Origin of the sequence: Acuticoccus sediminis (genome assembly GCF_003258595.1) — a bacterium.
Taxonomy (GTDB): Bacteria; Pseudomonadota; Alphaproteobacteria; order Rhizobiales; family Amorphaceae; genus Acuticoccus; species Acuticoccus sediminis.
Genome location: NZ_QHHQ01000001.1, coordinates 80,094 through 102,137, shown reverse-complemented (window position 1 = coordinate 102,137; position 22,044 = coordinate 80,094). Strand labels below are relative to the sequence as shown.

General features: G+C 70.0%; 16 protein-coding genes. 8 read left to right on the top strand and 8 right to left on the bottom strand.

Features of this window, described 5'->3' with window-relative positions:
* Position 1: 1 nt before the first annotated feature.
* The 3 genes from DLJ53_RS00360 to bcsA form a co-directional block, all read right to left on the bottom strand.
* The gene (locus tag DLJ53_RS00360) at positions 2–2,704 is read right to left on the bottom strand and encodes a hypothetical protein (RefSeq protein WP_111341280.1); all 2,703 of its coding nucleotides are present in this window, start codon (positions 2,702–2,704) and stop codon (positions 2–4) included.
* Positions 2,705–3,178: 474 nt separating this feature from the next.
* The gene (locus DLJ53_RS00355) at positions 3,179–5,905 is read right to left on the bottom strand and encodes a cellulose biosynthesis cyclic di-GMP-binding regulatory protein BcsB (RefSeq protein WP_111341277.1); all 2,727 of its coding nucleotides are present in this window, start codon (positions 5,903–5,905) and stop codon (positions 3,179–3,181) included.
* A gap of 11 nt (positions 5,906–5,916) precedes the next feature.
* Positions 5,917–8,226: a UDP-forming cellulose synthase catalytic subunit gene (bcsA, locus tag DLJ53_RS00350; RefSeq protein WP_111341274.1), complete on the bottom strand. Its 2,310-nt coding sequence runs from the start codon at positions 8,224–8,226 to the stop codon at positions 5,917–5,919.
* 477 nt (positions 8,227–8,703) lie between these two features.
* Here bcsA and bcsN point away from each other — a divergent pair, with 477 nt between their 5' ends.
* Entirely contained in the window at positions 8,704–9,735 is a 1,032-nt protein-coding gene (gene bcsN, locus DLJ53_RS00345) for a cellulose biosynthesis protein BcsN (RefSeq protein ID WP_162408739.1), read from the top strand.
* 218 nt (positions 9,736–9,953) lie between these two features.
* Here the strand turns inward: bcsN and DLJ53_RS00340 are convergent, their stop codons facing one another.
* Positions 9,954–10,790, bottom strand: a complete 837-nt coding sequence (locus tag DLJ53_RS00340) for a 3-oxoadipate:acetyl-CoA acetyltransferase (RefSeq protein WP_111341268.1) — start codon at positions 10,788–10,790, stop codon at positions 9,954–9,956.
* 407 nt (positions 10,791–11,197) lie between these two features.
* Here DLJ53_RS00340 and DLJ53_RS00335 point away from each other — a divergent pair, with 407 nt between their 5' ends.
* Positions 11,198–11,881 carry a helix-turn-helix domain-containing protein gene (locus DLJ53_RS00335; RefSeq protein ID WP_111341265.1) on the top strand — a complete coding sequence of 228 codons (684 nt, stop codon included), beginning with the start codon at positions 11,198–11,200 and terminating at the stop codon, positions 11,879–11,881.
* A gap of 67 nt (positions 11,882–11,948) precedes the next feature.
* Here DLJ53_RS00335 and DLJ53_RS00330 read toward each other — a convergent pair whose 3' ends face one another.
* The 4 genes from DLJ53_RS00330 to DLJ53_RS35700 all read right to left on the bottom strand — a co-directional run bounded on the left by DLJ53_RS00330 (position 11,949) and on the right by DLJ53_RS35700 (position 15,758).
* The gene (locus DLJ53_RS00330; protein WP_111341262.1) at positions 11,949–13,208 is read right to left on the bottom strand and encodes a RuBisCO large subunit C-terminal-like domain-containing protein; all 1,260 of its coding nucleotides are present in this window, start codon (positions 13,206–13,208) and stop codon (positions 11,949–11,951) included.
* 250 nt (positions 13,209–13,458) lie between these two features.
* On the bottom strand, positions 13,459–14,595 hold the full coding sequence (locus tag DLJ53_RS00325; RefSeq protein WP_111341259.1) for a M20/M25/M40 family metallo-hydrolase: 1,137 nt from the start codon (positions 14,593–14,595) through the stop codon (positions 13,459–13,461).
* Between the two features lie 70 nt (positions 14,596–14,665).
* Complete coding sequence (locus DLJ53_RS00320; RefSeq protein ID WP_111341257.1) at positions 14,666–14,950, bottom strand: putative quinol monooxygenase; 285 nt, start codon at positions 14,948–14,950, stop codon at positions 14,666–14,668.
* A 94-nt stretch (positions 14,951–15,044) separates the two neighbouring features.
* Complete coding sequence (locus DLJ53_RS35700) at positions 15,045–15,758, bottom strand: DUF3299 domain-containing protein (protein WP_111341254.1); 714 nt, start codon at positions 15,756–15,758, stop codon at positions 15,045–15,047.
* Positions 15,759–16,119: 361 nt separating this feature from the next.
* Here DLJ53_RS35700 and DLJ53_RS00310 point away from each other — a divergent pair, with 361 nt between their 5' ends.
* The 6 genes from DLJ53_RS00310 to DLJ53_RS00285 all read left to right on the top strand — a co-directional run bounded on the left by DLJ53_RS00310 (position 16,120) and on the right by DLJ53_RS00285 (position 21,852).
* Complete coding sequence (locus DLJ53_RS00310; protein WP_111341251.1) at positions 16,120–17,202, top strand: sensor histidine kinase; 1,083 nt, start codon at positions 16,120–16,122, stop codon at positions 17,200–17,202.
* A 180-nt stretch (positions 17,203–17,382) separates the two neighbouring features.
* Positions 17,383–18,357, top strand: coding sequence for a histone deacetylase family protein (locus DLJ53_RS00305; RefSeq protein WP_244934971.1), 975 nt, complete (start codon positions 17,383–17,385; stop codon positions 18,355–18,357).
* Positions 18,354–19,172: an iron-sulfur cluster-binding protein gene (locus DLJ53_RS00300; RefSeq protein WP_111341246.1), complete on the top strand. Its 819-nt coding sequence runs from the start codon at positions 18,354–18,356 to the stop codon at positions 19,170–19,172. The genes DLJ53_RS00305 and DLJ53_RS00300 overlap by 4 nt, the downstream gene beginning before the upstream one ends.
* Complete coding sequence (locus DLJ53_RS00295) at positions 19,172–20,074, top strand: dihydroorotate dehydrogenase (protein WP_111341243.1); 903 nt, start codon at positions 19,172–19,174, stop codon at positions 20,072–20,074. The genes DLJ53_RS00300 and DLJ53_RS00295 overlap by 1 nt, the downstream gene beginning before the upstream one ends.
* 14 nt (positions 20,075–20,088) lie before the next feature.
* Positions 20,089–21,156, top strand: coding sequence for a dihydroorotase (gene pyrC, locus DLJ53_RS00290; protein ID WP_111341240.1), 1,068 nt, complete (start codon positions 20,089–20,091; stop codon positions 21,154–21,156).
* On the top strand, positions 21,157–21,852 hold the full coding sequence (locus DLJ53_RS00285) for an orotate phosphoribosyltransferase (protein WP_111341237.1): 696 nt from the start codon (positions 21,157–21,159) through the stop codon (positions 21,850–21,852).
* The last annotated feature ends 192 nt before the right edge of the window (positions 21,853–22,044 follow it).

Genomic DNA, 22,044 nt, shown 5'->3' with positions numbered 1-22,044 from the left:
GTCAGTAGCGGATGATCGTGCCGCCGATGGGGCGGTGCTGGCCCTCGGCGAGGGCGATGATGCCGCCGCGGATGTCCTTGGTGGACCCGGCCTTGTCCAGCGCCTTGAAGATCTGGTCCGCCGCCTTGTAGTTGCCGACCTCGCGGTAGGCGAAGCCCTGCAGCAGCATCAGGTCCTTCTGGAGCGGCGCGATGCGGTTGCGCTGGTCGAGGAAGTAGAGCGCCTCGGTGTAGCGGCCGTCGCGGTTCGCGGCGAGCGCGCGCTGGGTCAGGATCGCGGTCTGTAGCTCGGTCCGGCGCGGGCGCGACTGCGGCGCCTGGGTCGCCGCCACCGCCGCTTCCTTGGTGAAGTTGCCGGCGATGTAGGCGAGGGCCGACCCGTACACCGCGTCGCCGCGCTGCGAGGTGCCGACGCGCGAGCCGATCTTGGCGAGCTGGAAGGCCTGCGCGGCCTCCACCGGGCGCTTGAGCTGCAGCAGGCAGAAGCCGCGCGCCGAGGCGTCCTGCGCCGACAGCGTGCCGTTGCGGATGCCGACGTCGGTGTTCGCCACGCAGCGCTCGTAATCCTTGCTGTTGAGGGCACGCTGCGTCGCCGTCCCGCCCGATCCGCCGCCGGAGCGCGAGCGGCTCGTCGACGGCCGGTTGACGATCTCCATCACCCGCTCGTCCGTCGTGCGGTTCGTCGTCGTGGTGCCCTGGCGCACGCGGCGGGTCACGGTGTCGCCGCCCGTCGTCAGAGGCCGCGCGGTCGATGGCGTCGCGGTGCGTACCGGCGCGGCGGTGGTGGCCACGGGCCGCGCCGTCACCGGCCTCGTCGTCGTCGTGCCGAGGTCGATCGGGCGGGCGCTCGGCGCCGGGGTCACGGACGGCTCGGCGGCGAGGCGCGGCGTCACGGGTTGCGGCCGTGCCGTGGTGTCGACGGGCGGGTAGGTCGGTGTCGGGGTCGGCGGAACCGGGTTCGGCGCGGCCTGCTGCTGTGTGGGCGTCGGCAGCGGGAGCTGGAGCTGCACGTTCTGCAGCACGCTTTGCCCGGGCCGGCTGTCCGGACGGATGACCACCGAACGGCGGGGGATCTCCGGCCGCACGGCCCCCTCGGGACGACGCGCCATCGGGCGGAACTGCGCGGCGGTCAGCGAACCGGCCTGGATGAACGACAGGTCGTTGGTCGGGTTCTGCTGCTCCACGATCATCGCGCGCAGGCGGCGGCGCTCCTTCGGGTCGCAGACCAGCGAGTCGACGCCGACCTCGACCGACGGGTCGTCGGTCGCGCCTGAGAACGGGGCCCTCGGATTGGTCTGGTTGCGGCCGGTCGCCAGGTTGTTGACCGAGTCGTAGAGCGGGCCCCACTCGTCGACCACTTCCTGGAAGCCCTTCAGGTCGCCGAGGCGCAGGCGCGAGAGGGCGAGACCGAACATCGCCGCCTCGGTCGGCACCCAGTTCGCGGAGGAGATGAACCACTCCTCGGCGATGATGAACTGGCAGGTGTTGAACGCGTACCAGCCGAGGGCCTGCGCGCCGTTGGCGTCGCGCTGCTCGATCACGACCGGCGCGAAGCGGTCGACGACCGTCTGCTCGACGTCCTCGATCGAGGTTTCGCCGGCCTCGTCTGCTGTGAGCAGGGTCGACACCGCGTCGAGGTAGGCCTCCATCAGCTCGGGCGTCTGCTCGCGCCACTGGAAGGCGACCTCGCGGGCGAGGAAGGCGTCCTCGCGGTTGCCCGTCGCCCGCAGCGCGATGATGTAGCCTTCCGCCGCGTCGGAGCCGAGGCCGCTGTCGAGCGCGAAGCGGAACCACTGGGCCGCGTCGGCCGGATCGCCCTGTCGGTAGAGGTAGTAGCCGATCAGCATCGCGTCTTCGAGGTTGGCCCCGGTGCGTGCATAGTCGGCGAGGGTGTTGATCCAGTCCTGCGGGACGACCGACCCTTCCGCGTTCTCCTGGCCGGCCCGCGCGACTATCCCGCGGATGATGTTGAGCTGGGCCGTGCCCATCGACGACAGCTGCCCGTTCTGGCCGGGCTTCACCAGGTCGAAGAGGCGCGAGACGTAGGAGCTGTCGAGCTGCTCCGACGCCTTCTGCAGCGAGGCCGAGCGCGCGCCCGGGTCGTCGCAGGTGTTGATGACGTAGAGGTAGGCGTCGTAGGCGCGCTGCGGTCGGCCTGTCTTGGCGAAGGCCTCGGCCACGCGCCAGATCGAATCCGGGTCGTCGCAGGTGAGGATCTGCTCGTTCTGCTCGGCGACCTGCAGGACCTGCGCGTAGTTGCCGGCGTTCGACGCGGTGCGCAGGTTCTCGCGGGCCTCGCCGAGGGCGAGGAGGGCGGCGAGCCGCGGCGGCGTCACGAAGGTCGGGTCACGGCGCTGGCGGTCGGCGATGACGCGGCGGGCCTCGTCGAACTGCTGGTCGCCGACGAGGTCGTAGAGGCGCTGCAGCTCGACGTCTTCGCCGTCCGGGTCGAGGAGATCGCGCGGCGGGGTCCAGCCGGGGTAGAGCGCGCGCAGGCGGCGCAGCTCGGCGTCGAGCCGCTCGGTCGAGCCTTCGCGGGCGAAGTAGCGCAGCGCCGCGCGGTCCGCCTCGGACGGTTCGGCGAAGGAGCCGGCCCGCTGCGGGGCCTCCTGCGCGTCGGCGCTGCCGTTGAACCGGCCGGTGACGGCGTCCCAGGGGCCGATGTCGAACACGAAGCCGAAGGCGAGGGCGACGGCGGTTCCCAAGGCGATCGGCTTGAAAGCCGGCGCTGTCGTCCAGTGTGCATTGGGGCGTTTGGGTCTTAACCCGGACAACAATCGGTTCGCCACGCCATGAAGCGGGTCATGTTGCGGGGCGCGCAAGGCAAACGGGGGCTCGATGTCCCGATGATGTGTAGCGTGTTTGACCATACGCCCTCGCGACGCGTCCGTCGTCGTCCAACTGCCTTGCCGACCACAGATTGATTCGTGCCTGGGTCTGATATTTGGCGCAACCCTGAAGGAACAGGGTTAACGATCGGTTCTTGGCGCGCCCGCGAACCACAGAGACCGGCGGCGGCGGACGCTGCGGCCCGCCGCCCGACGCCGAGTGGCCGGGGCGCCGGGTGCGCTGTTCCGCCGCAGGGCGGTGTGGCGGCGGCCGCCGGGCGGCGCCCTCGAAAACGTGTTTCGCCTCAAGGGGAAAGCCGCGCCGCCGGGGACGCTGACTTCCACCGGGGGTCAGTTGTTGCGGCCCATCGGGCGGACCAGGGCCCAGGTGATGAGGCCGAGGAAGAACGCCGCGATCACGACCGCGATGGCATAGACGCCATTGTTAATCGAGAACCAGTTCGCCGCGATCAGCCGCATGTTGGTGAAGGACAGCGGCATGGTCGCGATGTAGCTGACGCGGGCCGCGCGGACGGTGTCGACCTCGTTCGTCTCCAGGGTGTAGGCGGTCGCGCGGCCGCTGATCTTGTCCCACACGTCCGGCGTGGTGAGCGAGGCGATGGACGTGGACAGGAGGCTCGGGCTCGGCGCCGTCACCAGTGTCCAGGCCGCGTTCTCGTTGCCCGGCGCGTTGTTCTGCACCATCAGGAGCGAGGCGCCGGCGGGGATGGAGCCGGCCGGGATCTCGTTCCGCGCGGCGTTCATGAACGAGAAATCGAAGTCGAAGTTCAGGTTGAACGCGTTGCGGATCGGACGCAGCAGCTCGCTGATCGAGCTCGAGAAGCCGCCCCGGTCGCCGAGATTGTCGAACCAGTTCTGGTTGCCCGCGCGCTGCCGTTCGGGCGTCGGCGAGGACGGGTCGCTGAGGTTCGCCGCGCGGTTGAGCTGCGCGTCCTCCTGGCGGAGCTGGCTGCGCAGGCGCCGCAGCACCTCGTCGTACTGCTCAAGGCCCTGCGGCTCCTCGTTGCCTCCGCCGATCCCGGACGGGGTGTCCCAGACGGCGGGGATGATGTTTTCCGCGCCCGTCGCCTCCAGCACCGTCGTAGGCACGTCCGGGAGCGGGCCGATGACGAGGAGGTTGCGGTCGCGGTACGGCTCGACCTGGTCGACCACCGACGTCGTCAGCGGAGCGCCGCGGCCGATGGCGATCCGGCTCATGAGCGTGCCGGCCGCGCCGATGGTGTCGAGCGCGCGGCCGCCGACGAGGATGCGCACCGGCTCGTTGCCCATCTCGTACGGGAAGCCGTTCGCCGCGAACGAGGCGAGGTTCGGGAGCTGCCCGATCCGCGCGAAGTCCGGGAAGTTGAGCCGGGTCGAGGACATGATGGCGAAGCGCTCGCCCGACGGGGCGGTGGCGCCGGGAAGGCACGCGGTGTCGTCGTCGGAGCGCAGCTCGGCGACCATCTCGATCCGGTTCACTCCCGGCTTGAAGGACTGCATGCCGAGCTGGACCGGGTAGTCGCGGAAGACGCGCCGGTCGGCGGACGCGAAGTTCACCGACGTGGAGGACACGCCGTTCACGTAGATGACAAGCTGGCTGTTGGGGTCGATGGAGGCCGAGTAGGCCGCGTCGAGCAGCATCTCGGCCTCGCCGTAGGCGGCGGCGTAGAAGTCCGGCGGCAGCGTCACGTTGAAGCCGGCGCGGAAGCGGCGCCCGGTGAAGTCGATCGTCTCGAACCCGAGGTCGGCGAGCGTGATGGAGGTCGCGCCGTCGATCAGCGGGCCGTTCGCCTCGCGGTCCCAGTCCCGGCTGATGGACGGCGTTCCGACGAACTCGGCGAGCGCCGTGTCGACCTCGCGCGGGGTAGGGCCGGAGATGACGATGGTCGGGCCGATCGAGCCGTTGACGAGTTCCACCGTCGGCACCGAATTCACCGAGGCGGGCGCGTTCGACAGGACGCTGGAGACGGTCGAGGCCGGACCCATGGCGATGTTGAGGGTGCCGACCACCGGCTCCAGATCGGTGCCGGGCGGCACCACCTCGACGAGGGGCTGGCCGAACCGGCCGCGCAGCGCGACGGTCTGCACCACCTGGAGGAGGCGGTCGATCTGAGCCGGGTTGGACGGCTCGTCCATGATGACGCGGAGCCGCGTCGCGCCGTTGGTGCCGACGCCGATGGCCGGAAGGTCCGGCAGCCCCGACACCGCCTTGTCGAGCCCCTGTCCGGAGAAGCCGGTCAGGCGCGTGTCGATCCGCGTCCACAGCTCGTAGGTCGCGTTCACCGAGCAGTCGATCCGGTGGCGCATCTCCGCTTCGATGCGGAAGCTGTTCTCGCCCGGCCGCAGGAGGCCGGTCGTGATCGGCATCGTGATGACCTTGGTGCGGTCCGGCGAGTCGATCGCCGTCTCCATGATCTCGCGGCCGTTGAGATAGAGGCGCAGGCGCGACCCCTCGGGCAGCACCAGCACCGAGTTGTTGAAGGCGAGCGAGAGGGTGCCCCCGCGCGAGGCCTCGGCCGCCGTCAGGTAGACGTCCCAGGTGCGCGAATCGAGCTCGCCCTCGAGGCGGAGCGTGCGCTCGGGCACGATCGGCCGGTCGACCATCGCGTCGGTGTAGTCGGCGTTGTTCTCGAGGACGACGCGCAGCTCGCGCACCTCGTTGGTCGGCTGGCGGATGAGGGCCGCGAGGTTCTGCCGCTCCTGCTCGCTGACCGCGTCGATCGGCACCGCGGTGGCGCGGGTGCCGGGGGCGAGGGGGGAGACGGTGGTCGACGGCTGGATGATCGCGGTGGGCGTGTCGTCCGGCAGCGCCGTGCTGGGCGTGCGGCCGTCGTTGTTGATGTCGAACGGCGCCGGCGTGTTGCGCGGCGGGGCGAGGCTGTTGCGCGCGGCGCCGGTCGCCGGATTCTCCGGCGAGAGCGGTGCGGCGGACTGCTCGGCGATGCCCTGCTGCTGGGTCGGCGTCGTCCTGAGCCCGCCCTGGTTGTTGAGCGGGAACGTCGGCGTCTGGGCCCAGGACACACTCACTCCGAGGAGGAGGGCGGCGGCCGAAGCTGTCAGGAGTCGCTTGTGGCGCATCGGCTTGGACCTCAACGGTAAGGGGTCGGGTTCACCGACCGCGTTACCGGTGCGCCCTGCAGGGCCGCGGTGGACCCGGTCCCTGACACGACGGCGCTGGGATCGGCCCCCGAGAAGTTGTGCGGGGGCGGTGCGGGCATGTCCGACCCGCCGTCGAGGTTCTGCCGGCGGGCATTCTTCGGCGGCTTGCGGAAGAGGTAGGAGAGGCCGCGCACGGTCTGGAAGAGCGCGACGCGCACGAAGGCGATGACGCCGCGCACCACGCCGATGTTCTTCCGGCGCGAGGCCTGGAAGCGGATCCACTCATCCGAGTTTGCGAAGACGAGGTCGGCGACGAGCTTGTACTGCCGTGGGTCCTCCACCGCGAACTCCGAGCCGAGCGACATGCCGCCGTCGTCGCGCACCACCGAGCGCACCGTGAGCGGCAGCTCGTTGGTCGGAAGCGGCGCCATCGTCTGGAAGCGCATGGTGATCTGCTCGCCGGCGCGGATCGAGCGCAGCGCGTTGGCCGGCACCAGGATGCGCGCGCCGTTGACCGACACGTCGTCGATTCGTGCCGGGATCACCCGGTCGCCGTAGATGATCTCGGCCGGGCGCTCGATCGAGACGCGCTGCGAGGAACGAAGCTGCCGCCGTTCCGCGACGACGCCGAGCGCGGCGCCCATCAGCAGCATGTTGAAGAGGTTCCACCCGCCGACGACCAGCGACACGCCGGAGTCCGACGGGACCGCGATGAGCCGCCAGACCATCGCCACGAGGCCGGCCGTCAGGATGAAGAAGATGACGTAGAACGGGCCGCCCAGCTCGGAGATCCGGCTGAACCGGGTGGTCTCACCCTTGGTGGTCACCTTGAAGCTGGGCGCCCTCGGCTTGAGGATCACGGCGATCAGCGCGCGGCCGAGGTAGATCGACTGGATCGTCTCGTAGAGCTCCGAGATGAACGGCCACCGCACACGGCTCCAGTTGTAGTTCTGCATCAGGATGTTCACGACGATGTACGTCGTCGTGTACGCGGCGAACTCCGCCCCGGACGCGTCGAAGATCGACAGGCCGAAGAAGAGGTAGGCGAGGGGCGAGAACAGGAACGCCAGCCGCGAGAACGGGAACAGCCAGTAGAGGATCGAGGACAGGTAGCAGATCCGCTGCGGGATGGAGAGGCCGCGCTTTAGCAGCGGGTTGTTGAGCATCAGGATCTGCAGCATGCCCTGGCACCAGCGCGAGCGCTGGCCGATGAAGCTCGCGAACGTCTCCGGCTGCAGGCCGGCGATCATCGGCCGGTCGACGTAGGCCGAGTTCCAGCCGCGGGCGTGGAGGCCGAGCGCGGTCTCCGCATCCTCGGTGATCGACAGGCCCGAGAAGCCGCCCGACTCCTCGAGCGCCTCGCGCCGCAGGACCGCCGCCGAGCCGCAGAAGAACGAGGCGTTCCACTTGTCGAGCCCCTTCTGGATGACGCCGTAGAACATCTCGTTCTCGGACGGCATCCGGTTCCAGGTCTCGAGGTTGTGCTCGAGCGGGTCCGGATTGATGAAGAAGTGCGGCGTCTGGACGAGGAACAGGCGCGGGTCCGCGGCAAAATAGCCGATCGTCTCGTTGAGGAAGTCGCGCGACGGGGCGTGGTCGGCGTCCAGCACGACGACGAACTCGCCGGTGGAGTGGGCGAGGCCGTTGTTGAGGTTGCCGGCCTTGGCGTGGACGTTCTGGGCGCGCGTCAGGTAGTTGACGCCGAGGTCGCGGCAGAGCTGCTGCAGGGTGCGCCGCCGCTCCGCCGCCTGGGCGGCGAGCTGCGGGTTCGGCGAATCGATGCGCTGGTCCGTGCCGCCGTCGTCGAGCAGGTACACGGTGAAGCGGTCTTCGGGGTAGTCGATTTGCCGCGCCGCGGAGATCGTCGTGGCGAGGAGCTCCGGCGATTCGTTGTAGCTCGGGATGAAGATGTCGACCGTCGGGCGGATCGAATCGGGCGCCAGCGTCCGGCGCGGCCGGTTCAGCGGGTCCGCGATCGTGAACAGCGACACGAACAGCATGAACACCGAGTACATCTCGGCGGCGTAAAGAATAATCCCGGGGATGAAGTTGGCGAGCTCGTCGATGGGCGGAATCGTCGAGGAGGTGCGCCAGTACACGTAACGCAGAACCACTGCGGTGCCGAGCGCAAGCACCACCGCCCGCAGCGCCCCGCGGCGATCGAACATCTTCAGGATGGCGATGATGATGATGACGATCATCGACGTCACGAAGTGTGTCGTGAGACTCACAGGCTGCGTGGCCAGGAAGATGATGATCGCCACCATCAGGAACCACAGCAAAAGTGTGAGCAATCTCATCGACCGATCCCCAGACGCGCGTCGCGGCTCAACAATTGACAAACTTTAGCCAACTGTTGTTCAACCAATGAGTCGTTATGACGCAACATGATTATGCTCATTGATTTGATTTGTTCACTCGGCGGGTCGACAGTCGAAAGCGAAGCTGCCGGAGGCCGGGCCGGGCCGGCCGGACCGCATGGCCGGTGATTACACGGGGTCGCGCCACGTCTACAGAGTTATCCACCATTCTGCCGCAAACCGGTTCGCGTATACCATAGCTGCCGTTCGACTCCCTACCAAGAATCGAGCGGGTCCCGCCGCCATGGTTAACCCTGGGCGGATCACATGGGGATCTTCCGCGAATTAACGTTAACCAGCGTCAAGGTTAACACACGCTCAACGTCTTTTCTGCAGCCTCGGATCAGGCGCCGATTCGCAGCGAATCGGTTCAACACCGCGCGCGGCGACGACGTTGCCGACGGGCGGATAATGATAATGAGGCTGGATGCAATGTTCGTGGTTTCGCGAAAGGTGCATCAGGCGATCGTCGTCCTCGCGGCTGCGGTCGTTGGCGGGTGCTCCTACAATCCACAGGGTGGCGTCGTGCGCAGCGCGTCACTCAGCAATCAGATCGACCTCAGCGAGGCATTCATCACGCCCCCGCCCGGCGGACCCGAGATCATCGCGGTGCTGGAAAACCGGTACCGGAACGGCCTCGCCCAGGACATCCTTCTGGAGAACGACACCGGCATCCCGGGCCAGAACGTCATCATCGTGCGCGCCTACGGCCCGATGGGCGCCGAGGCCGGCATCGAGACGCTGAAGACCGACATCATCGACCTGCACGACATCCGCAACGAGTTGCGCCAGCAGTTCCCCGGCATCGCGATGGAAATGTCCGGCCTCTACGTGCAGAACCGTTACGGTCCGTTCTCGTATGCCACCGGCCGCTCGCGCAACGGGGCGAACTGCGTCTACGCGTGGCAGCGCATCGCAACCGAGGCGCGGGTCTTCTCGGCCCAGCGGGGCGCGATCACGTGGCGCCTGCGCGTCTGCGACAAGCAGACCGACATGCGCACCCTCGTCTTCCTGGCCTACGGCATGACGGTCAACGGCTACTTCCTGTCGCAGCGCTGGAATCCGTTCGGCGATCCGCCTGAGCCGGATCCGCGCATCGGCAAGGCGGGCGAGACGATCCTGCCGCAGCAGGTGGTGGATCCGACCGTCGTCGCGCCGACGTCCTACGGGCCCGCGCCGGTGGCGACGGTCGCCCGGCCGCGCACCCGCTCGTCCGCTCCGGTCACCACCTCCGCGCCGCCGACGGTCCTCAACCAGCCGATCGAGGGGGCGGCGATCGTCCCGCGGCCGGAGAACACGGACCTGTCCGAACCGCGGGTGGAAGGCTCCAACCTGCCGTCCACCGGCCTTTCGACGCGCGGAGGCACCGTGCGCGTGCCGTCGGTCAGCGGCGTGTCGGGTCTCAGCGGGGACAACGCCCGGGTCCGGGTGATCCGCCCCGCCAACTGAGGTTCGCCGCGCCGGCTCCGGCCGCGCGGCAACACCAGCCCTTTCATGGGCTGCACCACCGACGGTCGCGGCGCCCCGAGGGCGCGCTGCGACCGGCATCCACTGCCTCAACTTGCCCCGGCGCCCGGTGTGGCGTCGGGGCCTTTCCTTTTGGTGGCGGCCCGCCTTGCGCAGCGGTGCGAGGCCCGCAGCGGGGAGGGCGCGGCCGGTCCGCCCGGTCAGGCCGCCGCGCGCAAGCCGAGCAGCGCGCGGGCCTCCTGCCAGGAGGCGATGGGGCGCTCGTAGCGCTCGGCGAGGTCGACGGCGCGCTTCACCAGCGCCGCATTCGAGGGCGCCAGCGTCTCGCGGTCGAGGCGGATGTTGTCCTCCATCCCGGTGCGCGCGTGGCCGCCGGAGGAGATCGCCCACTCGTTGAGTACGATCTGGTTGGCGCCGATACCGGCGGCGCACCAGGGCGCGTCCTCGCCGAAGAAGCGGTGGACCGTCCTGACGTAGAAGTCGAACACCTCGCGGTCGACCGGCATCGCGTTCTTCACGCCCATCACGAACTGGACGTAGGGCGTCTTGGCGATCTGCCCCCTGTCGAACATCTCCTTGGCCTTGAAGATGTGGCTGAGGTCGAAGGCTTCGATTTCCGGCTTGATGTCGTAGGTGACCATCTCCGCGGCGAGCCACTCGACGAGGTCGGGCGGGTTCTCGTAGACGCGGGTCGGGAAGTTGTTGGAGCCGACCGAGAGCGAGGCCATGTCGGGCCGCAGCGGCAGCATCCCGCCACGCGTCTTGCCCGCACCGGACCGGCCGCCGGTCGAGAACTGCACGATCATGCCGGGGCAGTGCGCGGCGAGGCCCTCCTTCAGGCGGCCGAACCGCTCCGGGTCGGACGTCGGCGACTCGTCGTCGTTGCGCACGTGGGCGTGGACGATGGTGGCGCCGGCCTCGAACGCCTCGTGGGTGCTTTCGACCTGCTCCGAGACGCTGATCGGCACCGCGGGATTGTCCACCTTCTTGGGCAGGCTGCCGGTAATCGCCACGCAGATGATGACGGGCTTGGCCATGGTGCAGGTCCTCTTATCGTTCGTCGTTGCCCGCTCTTACTGCCGATGCGATCCCATCCGAAGGGGCAATCGGCGAAAATCGCATCACGCCCGGCGCCCACCGAACTGCGGCAAGAATGCGGCTGGGCGTCGCGCTCCACTATTCATCCGCGGGTAAAAAGACAATGATCAGCATCAAATTTTCGAGATCTCGAATGTTAACATTCGGACAGGCTTCGATGCATGCGCCGTGAAACTGCCGCAAGGTGACTGTGCAACCTGTTGGTGGATGCGGGCTTATTCGAAAGGAGGAGTGCGATTATCGAAAGGCTAATATTTGTCCGTTAATGTATGTTTATCTGGAATTTTCCTGGTGCCGTAGAGCCGAGTAATTGTATGTGTTGTATGGTGTGTCTATTATCAGTCTGATGAGTGACGTTGTGATCGACGAGACATTGGACACAATGGACGGGGCAAGCGCATCGCTCGCCGCGCGCGCGAAAACGGTCCGGAAGGCGAAAGGCCTGACGATTCAGCAGGTTGCCGAGCGATCAGGGCTTGCCATCTCGACGATCTCGAAGATCGAACGCGGCCGAATGACGCCGACCTACGATGTCTTCCACAAACTCGCCAAAGGCCTCAACGTCGATGTGACGGACCTGATCGAGTCGAACGAGCCCCGGTTGAAGGAAGGCGAAGTCGCCGTCAGCCGCCGGGGCGAGGTCGGCTACCGGATGGTCGGCGACGCACTCCACGAGGTGCTCTTCGCCCAGGTGGCGGAGAAGCGCATGACGCCGACCTTCGCCACGCTGAAGCCGTCGCGCAAGGGCGAGCTCCCCCGCCTCGTCGGCCACACGGGCGAGGAATTCGTGCTCGTCCTGAAGGGCACCGTCCGGGTCGACCTCGAGGACGCCGACCCCATCACACTGCACACCGGCGACAGCGTCTATCTCGACAGCCGCCGCGCCCATCACTACGCCTCCGCCACCGACCGGACGGCCCGTATCCTCTGCGTCGTCGCCGGCCAGGACGAGAACGAGCCCGTCGAAGTCGCCGACAGCGACGAGCATCCGGACGCCTCCGACGCCACGCTTACGGCGACGTCGCGCTGAGCCGTTCCCGAAAGCCCGTGTTGCCGCGCTCGTCGTCGCGAACGGCGTCGGGAGCCGGCGAACGCCCCTACCGCGACGCCGCCGCGATCGCTGCGGCGAGGGCGGGGCGCGTGCGCGCGTAGACCGCGAGCGGCGTGCCCGAGATGGCCGCCTCCCACGCCTCCCGCAGCGCGCTCACCCCGGCGCCGGGGCCGTCCGGGTGGGTCATGATCCCGCCGCCGGCCGCGTAGATGAGGTCCTTCGACTGGAGCGAGGCCCAGGTCGCCGGCACCTGGCGGGCGGTCAGCCCGGCCGACAGCACCGGCATCGCCGTCAGCGGCTTCTCCGGGTAGAGCGGCGCCGCGCACGCCCGCGCGGACTGCACGACGCTGGTGTCCGGCTCGGCGAGGGCGTTGCCGAACCCGTTGACGTGGAGCTGGTCGCAGCCGAGCAGGCGCCAGAACACCTGCCACGCCGGGAACGAGATCCCGAGCAGCGGGTGGCGGTCGAACAGCCCCCAGCCCGCGCGGTCGCCGTGGATCGGAAGCTGGCTGTGCCGCCGTAGCGCCTCCATCCCCGGGAGACCCACCGCGTTCAGGCTGACCATGAGGCACGTGCCGCCGAGCTCCAGCACGAGGTCGTGGCGCGCACGCATCTCGTCGACGGAGCCGGTGAGGTTGAAGGCGACCATCACCCGCTTGCCCGTGCGCTGGGCGTGGTCGTCCACGGCGTCGAGCACCGCGCGCACCCGCTCCTCGAACGGGCAGGCCGGTCCGTCCGCCTGCAGCGCGTCGTCCTTGATGAAGTCCACGCCGGCATCGCACAGGATCGTGGCGAGCGCCGCCGTCTCCGCCGGGCTGTAGCCGACCGAGGGCTTGACGATCGCGCCGATCAGCGGCCGGCCCTCGACGCCGGCGAGCCGCCGCGTCCCCGTCACGCCGAACGCCGGTCCCGGGTAGGCGGCGGCGAACGCGCGCGGCAGGCGCAGCGCCGTCAGCTTCAGGCCCGAGCATTCGGGGCGTTCGAAGAGGTTGCCCGCCACCGTCGTCATCAGGTTGGGGAGCGAGGCGCCGACATTGTCCAGCGGCCAGGAGAGCGTGAGGTGCGCCCTGCGGTGCGGATCCCGCCGGCGCCCGGCGTGGGGCAGCGACGGGCCGTCGACCGGCCCGAGGTCCTCCAGCGCCTCGATCCGCGCGGCGGCGCGCGCCTCTCGGGCGGCCGGATCGCCGAGCCCCGGCAGCGGCGCCGCGAAACCGCCGCAGGACTGCTCGCGGGCAAGGGCACGTGCCGCCTCCTCGAGGGGGTAGGCGGTCTCGATCAGGTAGTCCGCTTCGATGCGCGCCGTCATCACCCGTCCTCGGGCGCGATCGGTTCGGCCCATGGCCCGCGCCCGTTGTCCTTCGCCACTCGAGCGGCCGCCGGCGGTATCGCCCCGGCCGGGCGCGCGCCTGCCGTCCCGGAGACGGAACGGTCCGGCGCCGCGCCGTCATGCTCAATCGCCGAAAACCGGCCCGCCGTCGAGGCCCCGGCCGACATGCCGCCCGCCGGGCGCCGCGGCGGACGTCAATCGTCCGCCCGCGCGGGGCTCCGACGCCGCCTCACGACAGCTCGGCCATCAGCCCCGCCATCAGGCGGGCGCGGTATGCGAGGCTCTCCACCTCGATATACTCGTGCAGCGTATGGACGAGCTCGCCGTCGAGGCCGAGGCCGTCGAGGGTGGGGATCCCCAGCGCGCCGGTGAAGTTGGCGTCCGAGCCGCCGCCCGCGCTCCCATGCTCGAGGGTGACGCCCATGGTGGCGGCGATGCGCCGGGTGCGCTCGTAGAGGTCCAGCGTGCCGGCGTTCGGCTCCCACACCGGCCGCACCACGCTGAGCGCCACCTCGAAGCCGCTGCCGTCCTCGTCGCGCTGGTTGAGGCCCAGCATGCGCGCGACGCCGCGGTCGAGGTCGTCCTGGCGCTTGGCCATCGACAGCGCCTCGCCGCGGCACACGGTCGAAACGCAGTTCACCCACTTGCCGCCGTGGACGACGCCGACCGAGTAGGTGCAGTCCTCGTCCGTCATCGCCTCGATCTCGAGGATGCGTGCCGCCATCTCGCGGATCGCCGAGCGGCCCTTGCTGAGGCGGATCCCGGCATGGCTCGCGACGCCGTGCGCGGTCAGGTGGTAGCGGGCGATGGCATAGCGGCCCGTGACGACGCTCGACCGGCCCATCAGGCCGGGCTCGGGGACGAGGACGTACTTGTGCTTCCTCGCCTCCGCCTCGATCAGGGCGCGGGTGCCGGGCGTGCCGATCTCCTCGTCCGAGGTGAGCAGCACGTGGATCGGCAGCGGCGTCTCGTGGCCCACCTCGGCGAGCGCGCGCGCCGCCTCGAAGGCCGCGTAGGTCCCGCCCTTCATGTCGCAGAGGCCGGGACCGGTGGCGAAGTCGCCCTTGCGGCGGAAGGGCAGCTTCTCCAGCGTGCCGATGGGGTGCACCGTGTCGAGATGGGCCATCACCAGGACGCCCGGCGCTTCGGGACGCGGGTGCGGGAACACCGCCCGCGCGCAGTCGCCGAGCCCCGGCGGCCCGGGAATGTGCTCCACCCGGGCGCCGAGGGCGCGCAGCCGGTCGCAGGCGATCCCCACCATCCGCGACACGGAGACCGGGTCGTAGGTGGGGCTTTCGCACTCGATCCAGGGGCGCAACCCCTCCAGCATCGTGTCGGAACAGAGGGGAAGCGTGTTGACGTCCATGTCAGATCCGGTCGCTCATCGGGGCAGGCCGGAAGCTGACACCATCGCGGCCCCTCTGTCGACGGCCGGCTTAGCTGGCGCGGTCCAGAACGAAGACCTCGCGTGAGGCGAGGATGTCCTTCGTCGCCTCGCGCATCGCCGTCAGGTGCGCCGACCGGGCGTGCGCGGCGAGGTGCTCGGCGCTCTCCCAGGCCTCGTCGAACACGAACCGCGTCGGCGTCTTGGGGTCGCGGTATAGGTCGTAGTGGAAGCAGCCCGGCTCGGCCCGCGTCGGCTCGATCACGGACTTGAGGGCCTCGAACAGCTTCTCTTCATGGCCCTCTTGTGCCGTCAGGACGGCGATGACCTTCACCATGGGACGTTTCCTCTGATCGTTGTTGCCGGCAAACGGCAAGGAAACGCGCGGTGAAGTCAACAGAGGGCGGGCGGGTGCGAGCTCCCGGACAGGGTCAGCGATAGGGCTCGACGGTAACGTCCTCGAGGCGGTAGCCGACGTCGGCGAGGATCGTGGCGACCGGGTCGGCGCGCAGCGTGCCGGTGACCCACACCATGTCGCCGATCTCCGGCGCCAGCTCCTTGCTGTCGACGTAGACGATCTGGTTCGGCGGGGGCGGCGGGACGTGGACACACGCGCCGAGCTCGGGCACCAGCAGGAACTGACGCTCCTCCTCCTCGAAGCCGACCGGGCTGGCGAAGCCGGCGATGCGCACCCGCTTGCCGTCGAGCTCCCGGCGGACGCTGCCGGTCATCGCCTGCATCGAGCGCATGTCCGACATGTCGAGGAAGAAGTTCATCATGTCCTCGGCCGTCACGCCGCTGTCGAAGGAATCCTTCGACGGCGTGCCGAGACGCTGGTCCGGCGGGACGTTCAGCTTGAACTCGCCCGGCGCCCAGAGGTCGACGAAGGAGAGCGAATCGACCCCGTCCGCCAGCGGCGGCGTCGTCTTGGGCACGGGGAGGTCGTAGCGCACGAGCTGGTGCGGGCCGGCGTTGTCGAAGAAGCCGGGCACCTGGGTGTAGTCCCCGGAGTTCTCGATGACGTTGCCGTCGGCGTCGAGGAGCGGCGGGACCGTCTCGCCCTTGGTGCGGATGTAGATCGCTCCGACGACGATGAAGACCGCGATGGCCGCCACGACGGCGCCTCGAACAGCGATCCCGACCATAGACAACTCCGTACCGCTTCAATGCCGCGCCGGGGGTCGCGGAGCCTCACCGTCTCGATCGGGCGCACGGTCGAGGACGGTTCCGTCCGGCCTCAGCCACGCGCCAGCCCCTTTTGATAGACACGTCGGCGACCGGCGTGAATGTCGGTCGTGAGGGTCCTCAAGTCCGCGTCGGGCGCGAGGGTGTTGTGTCTGAGTTCGTGTCGCGCCGGTTTCGGAACGCGTCGTGTTTAGGGCAGCGTATCATGTCCGCAAAGTACCGTCTTCGCTCCGAAATGCGCTCCGGAAGCGCACTGCGCCCATCTGTCACGGGCTTCGGCCGCGACGTGATCGGCCGCCGCACCGCCCGGGGGGACGTCTCGTGACCGGGGTGGCCCATCTCCCCTACGCCCACGAGGCGCCGCTGTTCGCCCGGCCGGCTCCGCGCCGGAACGGCGCCGCCGTGGCCGACATCGCCTCCGACATCCTGCGGGAGATCGACCTCGGGGTCCTCGTCCTCAGCGCCGAGGGTGACATCGCCTACGCCAACGAGAGTGCGCGCCTGACCTTCGGCCAGGCCGCGCTCGACGCGCCGTTCGCGGAGCTGTGGGCCGAGGATGCCGAGGACGTCCGCCTCACCCTCGCCGCCGCCGCGGCCGCCACCGAATGGCGGAGCTTCTCGCTGACGCCGAAGGACGGGAAGGAGGGCGCCGCCGTCACGCTCCGGGCGCGTCCGATCCTCGTCGCGCGGCCCCCGGTACTGCCCTCGCGCTATCTGCTCGTCACCAGCGATGCGTTCGCGTCCGCCGCGCCGGCGCTCGAACTCTCGGCGCGCAGCCATCCGCCGCCGGATTCCGAGGGCGGTGAGGTGGACGCGCAGCGCGAGCTGATCCACCGCGTGAAGAACAACCTGGCGCTGCTCATGTCGCTGGTGCGCACCGCGCGCCGCAACGTCCACGACGAGGGGGCGGACGAGGAGATATCGGGCTTCGAGCGCCGGCTGATGTCGATCGCCGCCATGCACGACGTGCTCGACGCCCACCGCGAGACCTCTTCGCTGCGGGCCGACGACCTCGTGCGCCGCGTCTGCGAGGGGCTCGACGATGCGCTGGCGCCGGAGGGCGTCTCCATCTCCTGCCAGCTCGAGGCGGTGGAGGTGCCGGTCGCGATCGGCTCGCCCATCGCCCTCGTCACCAACGAGCTGCTCACCAACGCGCTGAAGCACGGCTTCCCGGACGGGCGCGCGGGCGAGGTCCGCGTCTCGCTGCACACGCTCCCGGACGGCACGCGCGAGCTCACCGTGCGCGACAACGGCGTCGGCAAGGAGGGGGCCAAGGCGGAGACGCGCGGCAGCCACGGCTCGGGCGGGGGGATCGTTCGCGCGCTCGTCATGCAACTCGGCGGCACGCTGGAGGCCGTGGAGCAGAATGTCGGCACCGGGTGGGCGCTGCGCTTCAAGGTCTGAAGCCGGCGGACGGGCGCTGGAGTGGTGGTAAGAGAGCCGCGCAACCTTGCCTGAGCGCGGCCAGTCGGGGATGATGGCGCAGGTGGCGCGACGACGCGGCCTTTCGTCCAGCCCCGGCTTGGAAATCTCATGCGCACTTTCTACGCGGCCGAGACCGCGCAACACGCTCCGAAGACATTCATGCTGCGCGGTCGAATCGCGCAGAACGAGGAACGCGCCGAACGTGCCGAGCGTCTGCTCGCCGGTCTCGCCCGCCTCGACCTCAAGGCCGAGGAGCCGCCCGCCGCCCCGGCCGGCACCCGCTCCACGGTCCACTCGATCCGCTACCTCGAGTTCCTCGAGACCGCCTACGCCGCCTGGTCGAAGCTTCCGGGCGCCGGCGAGGAGGTCCTCCCGAACACCCACCCGCTCCTGCCCGGCCCGACCTACCCGACGGGTATCGTCGGCCGCACCGGGTGGCACCTCGGCGACCTCGCCGTGCCGATCGGCCCGGGCACGTGGCCCGCCGTCGCCCGCGCCGCCGATGCCGCGGTCGCCGCCGCCGAGGTCGCGGCAACCGGCGCCTCCGCCTATGCGCTGGCCCGTCCGCCGGGGCACCATGCCTCGCGGGAGGTGGCCGGCGGGCACTGCTTCCTCAACAACGCCGCCATCGCCGCGGAGGTGATGATCGCAAGGGGCGCCCGCCCGGCGATCCTCGACATCGACGTCCACCACGGCAACGGCACGCAGGCGATCACCTACGACCGCGGCGACATCCTGTTCGTCTCGATCCACACCGACCCGTCGAGCTTCTATCCCTGGTTCTGGGGGTACGCCCACGAGACGGGGGCGGGCGCCGGGGAAGGGGCCAACATCAACCTCCCGCTGCCGGTCGGCGCCGACGACGAGGCGTGGCTCGGTGCCATCCGCGTGGCGCTCGGCCACATCGCCCGCTTCGGCGCGGACAGCCTCGTGCTGTCGTTAGGACTCGACATCCATGCGAGCGACCCGCTAGGCGGAATGAGCGTCACCACCGAGGGGATCGGCCGCGCAGGCGAGCTCATGGGGAGGGCGGGGCTGCCGACCGCCATCATCCAGGAGGGCGGCTACCTCTCCGAACCGCTGACCGACAATATCGCGGCCTTCCTCTCCGGTTTTCTCGGAGCCTCGTCATGACTGCGGTCGACACCAGCGGGACCACCCCCGCAACGAACACGCCCCGCCCGGCCCCGTCCGGACCGCCCGTCTTCGCCGGCGACGTCACCGTCCGTTCGATCACCGAAGGTTCCGGCGTCACCGTCATGACGTTCGACACGCCCCATGCCTTCGACGGCACCCGCGCCGGCCAGTTCATGATGGTGAGTTCCAACCGGGACGGCGCGCCGCTGCTGGCGCGCCCGATGAGCATCATCGGCACCGAGCCGCTGGAGATCGCCTTCGGCTACCAGGGCGAGGGTACCCGCCTCATCGCCGCGGCCGAGCCGGGTGAGAAGCTCCACCTCCTCGGCCCGCTGGGCGACCCCTTCCCGCCGCTGGGGCCGGAGGTCACGGTCGTCGTGGAAGGGGCCCACTTCGGCACCATGCTCGCCCTCTGCCGGGAGCGGCACGCCGCCGGCGAGGCGACCCGCGTCCTCTTCGTGACCCGCGCGCCCGAGCAGCCCGCCGGCCCCGTCACCGCCGGGGAACAGGACGCCGCCCTCATGGCGATGTTCGAGCCCTACGCGGACCTCACCGCGCTGAATGGCGATGCCGTGATCGAGGCGCTCGAGGCGAGGCACCCCGGCGTCGTCGCCGCCGGCGCGTTCGACCACGTGATGGCCAGGGTGCAGGCCTGGTGCGAGGCCGGGGGCGTCACCGGGTACGCCGCGCTCCAGGTCGCGATGCCCTGCGGCATCGGCGCCTGCAAGTCGTGCATCAAGAAGTTCCGCGACGACCGCTACCACCTGGTGTGCGACGGACCGATCTTCCCCCTCGAGGAGGTGGCGTTCTGATGTCCGCTTCGATGCCCGACCTCACGGTGCCGATCGGCTCGGTCACCCTGCGCAATCCGGTGATCCCCGCCTCGGGCACCTTCGCCGCCTCCTACGGGCGCGTCTACGACCTCGGCCGTCTCGGCGGACTGGTGCCCAAGACGCTGATGCCGGGCTACCGCCCCGGCCATCCGCCCAATCGCCTGACCGAGACCGGCGGCGGTCTCCTCAACGCCGTCGGCATTCCCTCCGACGGTGTCGAGGCGTTCCTCGACGAGACGCTGCCCGCCTACAAGGGCTGGGGCACGCCCCTGATCGTCTCCATCTCGGCCGACACGGCGGCCGGCTTCGCCGAGCTGGTGCGCACGCTGGAAGGGCAGGGAGTCGACGCGATCGAGCTCAACCTCTCCTGCCCCAATCTGGAGGAGGGCGGCCGCTCCTTCGCCCTCGATACCGCGATGACGGCCGAGGTGGTCGCCGCCTGCCGCGACACGGCCCTGCCGCTCTGGGCCAAGCTCTCGCCCAACGCGGAGGACGTCGCCGCCATCGCCTCGGCCGCGGTCGAGGCGGGGGCCGACGCGCTCATCGTCGCCAACACGCTGACGGGGATCGCCTTCCGTCGCGACGGGCGGCCCGCGCTCGCCAACGTCACCGGCGGCCTCTCCGGCACGCCGCTGAAACCGGTCAACCTGCGCTGCACCTACCAGGTGGCGCAGGCGCTGCCGAAGGTGCCGGTCATCGGCTGCGGCGGCATCGCGACGCTTCAGGACGCGCTCGACTACATGGCCGCCGGCGCCTCCGCCGTCGCCGTCGGCTCGGCGACCTTCACGCGCCCGCTCGCCATGATCCATCTCATCGACGCCATCGCCACGCACTGCACAACCAAGGGCATCGCCGCGCGCGACCTCACCCGCCGCGCCTGATCCGCAACAGAGCCATGACCGACACCATCACCCTGCGCCGCCCCGACGACTTCCACCTGCACCTGCGCGACGGTGCCATCCTGGAGGCCGTCGCCCGGGGCTCGCTGGACTTCGCCCGCGCGATCATCATGCCGAACCTGGTCCCCCCGGTGGTCGACGCCGCGATGGTGCGGTCCTACCGCGACCGCATCATGACCGCGGTCGAGAAGAGCGTGCCCGGCGCCGAGTTCGGCCCGCTGATGACGCTCTACCTCACCGACGACACGACGCCGGCCACCATCGACGAGGTCGCGGGCCTCTGCACCGCGGCGAAGCTCTACCCCGCGCATGCGACGACCAACTCGGCCTCCGGCGTCAACGACATCGACGGCCTGACCCCCGTGCTGGAGCGGATGGCCGAGCGCGGCATCGTCCTGTGCATCCACGGCGAGGTCACCGACCACGAGGTGGACATCTTCGACCGCGAGGCCGTGTTCCTGGAGCGCGTCCTCGCGCCGATGCGCGAGCGCGTGCCGGAGCTGAAGATCGTGTTGGAGCACGTCTCCACCCGCACCGCCATCGACTTCGTCAAGGCGGCGGGCAACATGGGCGCCACGATCACCGCCCACCACCTCGTCATCGACCGCAACGACCTCCTCGCCGGCGGCATCCGCCCGCACAACTACTGCCTCCCCATCGTCAAGCGCCGGGAGGACCGCGAGGCGCTGGTCGCCGCGGCGACCGGCGACAACCCCGCCTTCTTCTTCGGCTCCGACAGCGCGCCGCACACCGACCCCCGCAAGCTCGGCCCCTGCGGCGCGGCGGGCTGCTTCACCGCTCCGCTCGCCCTCGCGATCCTCGCCCACCTGTTCGAGGCCGCGGGCGCGCTGGACAGGCTGGAGGAGTTCGTCTCCCTGCGCGGGGCCGCCTTCTACGGCCTGCCGCCGAACCCCGGCACGGTCACGCTGACGCGCGGCGCGCCGGTCCCGCTCGATCCGATCGACACCGCCGACGGGCCGATCACCCTCTTCAACCCCGGCTTCGAGGTGACCTGGCGCGTGGAGAACTCGCCGGCCCTCGACGTCCAAGAGAAAGTCTTCTGAATGACCGCCGCCACCATCCTGCCCCGCGAGGACGTCGCGCGCATCACCGCCCGCGCTCTCCTGGAGGTGGAGGCCGTCCATCTGCGCCCCTCCGAGCCCTTCACCTACACCTCCGGCCTGAAGTCGCCCGTCTACGTCGACTGCCGCAAGCTCATCGGCTACCCGCGCCTGCGCGCCACGCTCATGCAGCTCGGGGTCGGCTCTCTCGCCCGTGACGTCGGCCTCGAGCGCTTCGACGCCGTCGCCGGCGGCGAGACGGCGGGCATTCCGTTCGCGGCCTGGATGGCGGACCTGATGGGCCTGCCCATGCAGTACGTTCGCAAGGCGCCCAAGGGGTTCGGCCGCGGCGCCCAGATCGAAGGCGCCTTCCGCGACGGTCAGCGGACGCTGCTGGTCGAGGATCTCGCCACCGACGGCGGCAGCAAGGTCCGCTTCGCCGAGGCGCTGCGCACGGCGGGCGCCGAGGTCGCCCACTGCTTCGTGATCTTCCACCACGACATCTTCCCCAACTCCGGCGATGCGCTGGGCAAGCATGGCGTGACGCTCCACGCCCTCGCCCGCTGGAGCGACGTCATGAAGGTCGCCCACGACGACAAGGCCCTCGACACCGCGGCCCTCCGTGAGGTGGAGAACTTCCTCGGCGCACCGCTCGCCTGGAGCGCGGCCCACGGCGGGATCGACACGCTGGAGGTCTGACCCCTTCGCACCTCGGCCGCGACGCCGCGAAAACGCCCTGCCCGGAAGGCGGGGCGTCCCCATCCTCGAGTCCGCCGACTTCGGCTGCGTCGATGCCCGGTTCGCGCGCCGCTCGCCCCTCGTCCGCACCCCGCCGCCGCGCGTCGGGTGCCCGCCTGCGCATGCCGTCGCGGACACTCCCCGGCTGCGCCG